This is a genomic window from Longimicrobium sp., from assembly GCF_036280135.1.
Classification (GTDB): Bacteria; Gemmatimonadota; Gemmatimonadetes; order Longimicrobiales; family Longimicrobiaceae; genus Longimicrobium.
The window spans coordinates 1-6,968 of record NZ_DASURI010000018.1 but is presented as its reverse complement, the minus strand read 5'-3'; the positions used below and the strand labels follow the sequence as shown (position 1 = coordinate 6,968).

Here is a 6,968-nt window from a genome sequence, read left to right as displayed (position 1 = left end):
CCGCTCGCCTAGGCTCGCACCTCCCCCAAAAACCCCTGGGGGAGGTTGATGGATCACGGAGTCCGTGCCGGCGTGGCACTCACCCGTGACGGACAGTCCGCGCAGGCGGACTTCGCGACTTTCCAGCGGCGAATTCATTCGCTCGGCGCGAGGGCGGCCCCCGTGCACAAGGATCGGGTCCGCGACGCGCCCCCTCCGCTCGCCTAGGCTCGCACCTCCCCCAATAACCCCTGGGGGAGGTTGATGGATCACGAAGTCCGTGCCGGCGTGGCACTCACCCGTGACGGACAGTCCGCGCAGGCGGACTTCGCGCATTTCCAGCGGCGAATTCATTCGCTCGGCGCGAGGGCGGCCATCACGCACGACGGCCGGAGGGGGACAACTACCCCGCGCGCGAAGTATGCCCTCCGGCAGTCGGCTCGTTGAAGTATATACCCTCTCCCGCGCAGTTTGCGGGAGAGGGTGCGAGCCTACGCGAGCGGGTGAGGGCCTCACGCCGCCACCGGCTGCGGCTCCCCGTCCGCCGTCGCGCCGCGGCGGCGGTTACGGACCAGCAGGAAGACGGCATACGCCGCCAGCAGGCCAAAGCCGGCCAGGTACAGGTAGAAGCCCGTGTACAGGTCGCCCGGGTGAAAGGTGAACTCCACGTTGTGCGTCCCCGCCGGCACCACCACGCCGCGCAGCGTGTGGTTCGTGCGGATGATGGGCGTCTCGCGGCCATCCACCGTGGCCTTCCAGCCGGCGTACTCGTTGTCCGCCAGCACCATCAGCGCGGGGCGGCTCGCCGTCGTCTGCACCGTCACGCGGTCCTCGGCGTGCGCCGTCACCCGCGCGCCGCCCGTCAGGGGGCCGGCGGGCACGTTCACGGGCGCGTCCGCGGGGACGAACGCCGTCTGCGCCGGGTTCCATCCGCCGGCGATCATCGTCGGCAGGATGCGGTCCGCCGGCAGCTTCTGGACGTTGGGCACCAGATACGCGCGGTCCATCGCGTTCGCCACCTGGTACACCAGCGCGCTGCCGCGGAAGACTTCGCGCAGCCCCGGATGGGCCAGGGGCGCCATGCTCACCACGTAGCGCACGTTGGCGGCTTCCAGCAGCCCGGGACGTGGGTTGAAGACGATGGCCTGCTCGCCGGCCGGCGACTGCACGACCCCCAGGCTGTCGCGCGGACCCAGCAGGTTGTGAAAGTCAGTGATCTCCTGCTCGCCCGCGCCCACGTACTCCACCCAGCGCTGCAGGGGATTCGGGTGCTCGCCCGCCACCTGCTCGATGCCGAACAGCATGGGATAGTCGCCGCCCTTGCTGCCGCCGCGGCCCCACGTGGGCACGCCCGCGCCGGGGACGGAGAACGCCCACACGCGGTTGGGCCCGGGCTGCGACTGCAGGAAGCTCACGACGTCATCCGCCGCGAACGCCGTCTCCGGACCGTCCGTCGTGTGAAAGAAGCGCCGGTCGATCACCATCAGGTCCAGCACGGTCAGCAGCATCAGCAGCAGGGCGGTGCCCCGCGAGCCCATCCGCTGCGTCGTCCACGCCCACAGCACGGCCGTGATGCCGCCCGCGAAGAGCGCGAAGCGCATCCATCCCGCCGCGCGGCTGGGCTCGCCCGGGTTGGCGGGGCTGCCGGCCATCATCGCCCCCAGCACCGCCAGCGCCACCACCCCCACGCCGATCCACAGCACGTTGCCCAGCCCGCTCTCGTCCCTGGCGCCCACGCGCCGCGTGGCCGCCGTGGCCCGGCGCTCCGCCAGGGCCTCCAGCGTGAGCGCCGCCATCACCACCATGGAGAACGCGGCCACGTAGAACGTCAGGTCCGGCGCGCGAAAGCGGTTCAGCCCCGGCAGGGCCGCGTAGTACAGCCGGTAGAGGGGCGTGTGGCCGCCCAGGGCCATGCTCAGCGCGAACAGCGTCAGCCCCGCGAAGAACCACCAGTAGCGGCTGCGCCCGTACACCACGCCCACGAACAGCAGGACGAGGACGAACGCGCCCACGTACTCCGTGTGCAGCTTGAAGCCCTCGATGGCGGGAAAAAGCGGACGTCCCGTGTCGGGATCGGCGATGGACGCGCCCTGCTGCTCCGGCACGGCCATGGACACCAGGCCCGCGAACGGCATGGAGTACGACGTGGAGTACTCGTATCCGCGGCCGCCCTGCATGCCGCGCGGCGACTCGCCCACGTAGTCGCGGAAGGGGAGGAAGTTCACCCCCGCGATCATGAACGCGAACGCGATGGATCCAAATCCCAGCAGCACCGTCTTCGCCAGCGCGCCCGGGCGGCGGTGCAGGCCAAAGTGGAACAGCAGGTAGACGGACCAGATGAAGCCCGCCAGGATCAGGTAGTACGCGTTCTGGATCTGAAAGCTCAGCAGGGCGAACGCCAGCGTGCCCGCCGCCCCGGCGAACGGCGCGAGGGAGCCCGTGCGGATGCCGCGGTGCAGGAAGTAGAAGAAGAGCGGCGCCATGGTGGCCACCATGATGCGCCCGTCGTGGCCCGCGTACACCCACGACATGGTCACGCCCGTGAACTGGAACGCCGCGCCCGCCACGAACGCCACCCAGGGCCGGCAGCGGAGCTCGCGCGCCAGCAGGTACATCCCCAGCCCCGCCAGCCAGAACTGCACGACGAAGATGGCCGCCAGCACCTTGCCCGTGGGCAGCAGCGTCTCCGCCAGCAGGTGCACGGGATGGTACGCGCTGCCGGGGTTGGCGTAGACGGGCATGCCGCCGTACACGTACGGCACCCATTTGAGCAGGGCCCCGCTGCCGAAGCGGTCCGCGAAGAAGTCGTAGAAGAAGTAGCCGCCCGCCAGGTAGTCCGTGCCGTACACCTGCCGTCCCGGGAGGAACGCGGGAAAGAAGTACAGCAGCGACAGGATGAAGAAGGCCGCCGCGGCCATCCACAGCGGTACCGGCGGCTCGACGTCCACGGGGGCAGCCAGCGCGCTGGCGCGGCGGGGCGGGGGAGCGGTCTTGGCCATGATGGATCAGGACGGGGAAGGGGACGCACCGCGCCCCCGGGCGATTCGTTCGATGAACTGCAGGTGGTCCGCCGCCACGGCATCCCAGCGGTAGCGCCCGGCGCTCACGCGGGCGGACGCCGACAGCGCCTCGCGCGCCGCGCGGTCGTCCAGCAGGCGCGCGACGGCCCGCGCCAGGGCGGGGGCGTCGCCCGGCGGCACCAGGACGCCGCCGCGGGGCGCGTCCACCACCTCGGGGAGCGAGCCGGCCGCGGCGGCCACCAGCGGCACGCCGGCCGCCATGGCCTCCGCCGCCACCATGCCGAAGCCCTCGAAGCGCGACGGCATCAGCTGCACGGCCGCGCCGGCGAACAACGCCTGCCGCTCGGCCTCGGATACCGCGCCCAGCATGCGCAGGTTGCGCTCGATGCCCAGCTCGCGGGCCTGCGCCGCCACGCGGTCGGCGTCCTTGCCGCGGCCGGCGATCCGCATCTCCAGGTGCGGCCGCTCGCGGACGAGGAGGGCGACGGCCTCCAGCAGCGTGTCGAGCCCCTTCTGGAAGACGTCCAGCCGGCCAAAGTACAGCAGGTACTCCTCCGGCTTCCGTTCCACGCCGAACAGCGCGTCCGGCACGCCCGCGTACACCATGTCGATGGGCACGCCCGGCGCCAGGCGCTCCAGGATCTCGCGCGTGGCCAGCGACGTGGCGCTCAGGCGGGCCGCGCGGCGAATCATCCGCACCTCCAGCGCGCCGATCCCCGGCCCCAGGACGGGACCCCAGCGCTCGCGCGCCGTGGGGCCGCTCACGTGGTGCACGGTGATCCCCGCCGGCCGGTCCGTGGGGACAAAGACGGGCGTGTACGTGCTGAAGTCGAAGACGGCCGCGTCGTACGCCGCCGTCCGCAGCATCCGGTTCACGGCCGCCGCGTACGACAGGCGGCTCCACGCGTACGGCCCGCGCGCGCCCAGGCGCACGTATCGAACGCCGTCGATCGTCTCGTCGCGCGCGCCGGGGTAGTTACCCGTGGCCACGGTGGCGTCCACCCGGCCCTGCAGGTGGCGGTACAGCTCGAAGACGCGCACGGCGCCCCCGCCGGCCACCCACGGGTTGGCGGGGTCGTCGTAGATGACGTGGAGTACGCGCAGCACGGGTCGGCTCAGCGAACGCGGCGAAGGAGCACGTCGTCCAGCAGCAGCCCGTATCCGTCCGCGCCCTCGTTGTCGAACGAGAGCCGCGCCTGGCTCGCGCGGCGCACGCGGATGACGCGGTCGTAGCGCTGGAACGGCGCGTCGGCGGGGAGCGTGATGCGCTCGCGGTGCACGTCGCCCAGCCGCACCTCCACCGTGTTCACGTCGCGCCGGTGCGAGCCGGCCAGGCGAAAGCTCAGCTGGTACACGCCCGGCGCGAGCGGGAACGCCTGGCGCGAGACCAGGACCCCGGGCTTGAAGCGGATACCGTCGGGCCGGTCGCCGTCCAGGTCCACGTACAGCCCGTTGCCCGGCTGAAAGTCCCAGTCGGAGCGCGCGCCCACGAGGTCCACCGTGCCCTCTTCCACCCGCCAGTGCGTAAAGCGGTCGTACATCAGCACGGGCCGCTCACGGTTCTCGCCGTCGAAGCCGTCCCGCAGCAGCACCACCTCGCCTGCCCGGGCGTACGGCCACCCCGCCGTGCACCCCGCCGACAGGGCCGCGCACGCGACGGTGGAGATGGAGACGAAAGCGCTTCGGATCGGCATTCGGGACGGCGGCGGAGAGGCGCACGGAAAGGCGGTAAGATACCCGGAACGCGCAGTTTGGGGCAAGCGGACGGCACGACGAAACGCCTCCGCACGGGTCGACGGAGTCAACGGGAGCCGTTCTGGTCTCCCGTCAGTCCCGCCGACCCCGTGTGGAAGCGTTTCAGGATTTCGGGTCGATGGTGACCAGCACGCTGAAGCTGCCGAGCGCCTTCCGCGCCAGCACGGAGTACTTGAGCGACTCCAGGTCGCCACGGTAGTAGCGCGCGTGGACGACGTGCTTGGCCGGATCCACCGCGTTTTGGACGATGCGCTGCCACTCGGCGGGCGGCATCAGGCGCTCGTTGCCCACGTCCTGCCGCGGGTACCGGTCCGACGGCACGCTGAAGACGACGGAGCGGCACACGCGCGTCTGCTCGCGCAGGAGCGCGGCGATCTGGTCGTCGCCAAAGTGCTCCATGAGCCCCTGCGAGATGGACACGCCGAACGACTGGTCGCGGAACGGCAGGCGAAAGCCGTCGGCGCTCATCACGCGGGTGTTGGGGCCAAAGCGGCGCAGGTTGGGCAGGGCGGCGCGCAGGATGCGCGCGTCGTTGTCCACCGTCAGCGTGTGGGGCACCCAGCGCGACAGCAGCGCCGACTGGGCCCCGCTCCCCACGCCCACCTCCAGCACGGACCCGTTGGCGCGGCGCACCGTCTCGCGCAGCAGGTCCCAGTGGATGAGGTTGCGCTTGAGAAAGGTGGGCCAGGAGATGGTGTCGACCCGGAAGTTGTTCCAGTCGGCGGCTTGCACCACGAGATGTCGGTCCCGGTTGGGGTTGATGTTGGTTGTCGTCCGTCGTGGCCGCGATGCGGGCATCGCGGCGGGTGCGGCCGCGACGTCCTGTCGCGTCGCCCACAACGAGGCAGGGCAGCTCCCGTCGCTGCGCGACGGGAGGCCCTCTCCCCCGCGCGCCTGCGCCGCTCGTTCCTCGCGGCTCGGTGCGCGACCCCTCCCCCAACTTCGGGGGAGGGGTTGGTGCTCAGCGGCGTTCCTGCCGGGTGGCGGCCTGAATCGCGGAAACGACGCCCGCGAGGTCGTGCCACACCTGCTCGTTGCCGAAGCGCAGCGTCCGCACGCCGAGCGCGAGCAGCTCCTGATCGCGTGCGGCGTCGCGGTCACGCTGCTGCTCATGCACGCCGCCATCCAGCTCGACGCAGAGGCGGTGCGCGGCGCAGTAGAAGTCGAGCACGAACCGGCCCACGGGGTGCTGGCGGCGAAACTTGAGCCCGTCCAGCCGCCCCGCGCGCAACGCGTCCCATAGGACGTGCTCCGCGGGCGTGGCTTCCTGTCGGAGCTCGCGCGCCCGCTGCTCGAGCTCGATGGTCGTGTGCCGAACGCGCTCCACGCTCACCTCCGCGCCGAAAAGCCAGCCACCACGCAACCCCTCCCCCGAAGTTGGGGGAGGGGTCGACCGCCGTTGCGAGGAACGAGCAAAAAGGCGGTCGGGGGAGAGGGCCCCCCCGTCGCGCAGCGACGGGGACGACCGTGCACGATGCATCTCTTCCCCCTGGGTGGCCGCCGCGGATCGTCCAGATTCGATTCCGCCGATCCGCCGATCCCGCCCATCCTTCTCGTCGCCGATCCGCCCCGTTCTCTCCGCCTTACCCCTTCCGTTCCACGCGCCGGTACACCTGCACCAGGCGGTCGGCGATCACGTCCCACGAGAAGCCGGCGGCCACGTCCTCGCGCCCGTGTAGGCCCATCTGCCGCGCGGCGGCGGGATCGTCCATCATCCGCGCGATGGCGTTCCCCAGCGCCGGCGCGTCACCCGGCGGCACCAGGTAGCCGTTGCGGCCGTCGCGCACGATGTCCACGATGCCGCCCGCCGCGCTGGCGATCGTCGGCTTGCCGTAGCTCATGGCCTCCAGCAGCACCACGCCCAGGCCCTCCGTGTCGCCCTTGGCGTCCACGACGGCGGGGAGCACGAAGCAGTCGCACGACGCCATCCGCGCCTGCAACTCCTCCTTGGTCACGAAGCCGTGAAAAACGGCGCGGTCGCCCAGGTTCAGCCGTTGCGCCTGCTCGCGCAGCTTGGGCGCGTCCGGCCCGTCGCCCACGACGTGCAGGGCCACGCGGCGCTCCGGCGGCAGCGCGGCGAGGGCGTCCAGCAGCAGGTGCACGCCCTTGCGCTCCACCAGTCGGCCCACGAACAGCAGCTCGAACGGCGCGTCCGGGTCCGCGCGGGGCGGGGGAGGGGCCGCCGCCGGCTCCACCGTCGCGCCGAACGGGATG

6 protein-coding genes are annotated in these 6,968 nt (G+C 71.8%); all 6 read right to left on the bottom strand.

What is annotated here, in order from left to right; translation table 11 throughout:
* Window positions 1-491: 491 nt before the first annotated feature.
* The gene (locus VFZ20_RS00500; protein WP_329681848.1) at window positions 492-2,978 is read right to left on the bottom strand and encodes a YfhO family protein; all 2,487 of its coding nucleotides are present in this window, start codon (window positions 2,976-2,978) and stop codon (window positions 492-494) included.
* A 6-nt stretch (window positions 2,979-2,984) separates the two neighbouring features.
* On the bottom strand, window positions 2,985-4,106 hold the full coding sequence (locus tag VFZ20_RS00495; protein WP_329681847.1) for a glycosyltransferase family 4 protein: 1,122 nt from the start codon (window positions 4,104-4,106) through the stop codon (window positions 2,985-2,987).
* Between the two features lie 8 nt (window positions 4,107-4,114).
* Window positions 4,115-4,693, bottom strand: coding sequence for a hypothetical protein (locus tag VFZ20_RS00490; RefSeq protein WP_329681846.1), 579 nt, complete (start codon window positions 4,691-4,693; stop codon window positions 4,115-4,117).
* 163 nt (window positions 4,694-4,856) lie between these two features.
* Complete coding sequence (locus VFZ20_RS00485; protein ID WP_329681845.1) at window positions 4,857-5,486, bottom strand: class I SAM-dependent methyltransferase; 630 nt, start codon at window positions 5,484-5,486, stop codon at window positions 4,857-4,859.
* A 229-nt stretch (window positions 5,487-5,715) separates the two neighbouring features.
* A complete protein-coding gene (locus VFZ20_RS00480) occupies window positions 5,716-6,081 on the bottom strand; it encodes an endonuclease domain-containing protein (protein WP_329681844.1) in 366 nt (121 codons plus the stop codon).
* 256 nt (window positions 6,082-6,337) lie between these two features.
* Window positions 6,338-6,968, bottom strand: a 631-nt coding sequence (locus VFZ20_RS00475) for a glycosyltransferase (RefSeq protein ID WP_329681843.1), incomplete at its 5' end; no start/stop codon positions are given.

What these genes read in the sequence shown, in the direction of transcription:
- VFZ20_RS00500 (WP_329681848.1), bottom strand. Translation starts at nt 2,978, where the DNA reads ATGGCCAAGACCGCTCCCCCGCCCCGCCGCGCCAGCGCGCTGGCTGCC.
- VFZ20_RS00490 (WP_329681846.1), bottom strand. Translation starts at nt 4,693, where the DNA reads ATGCCGATCCGAAGCGCTTTCGTCTCCATCTCCACCGTCGCGTGCGCG.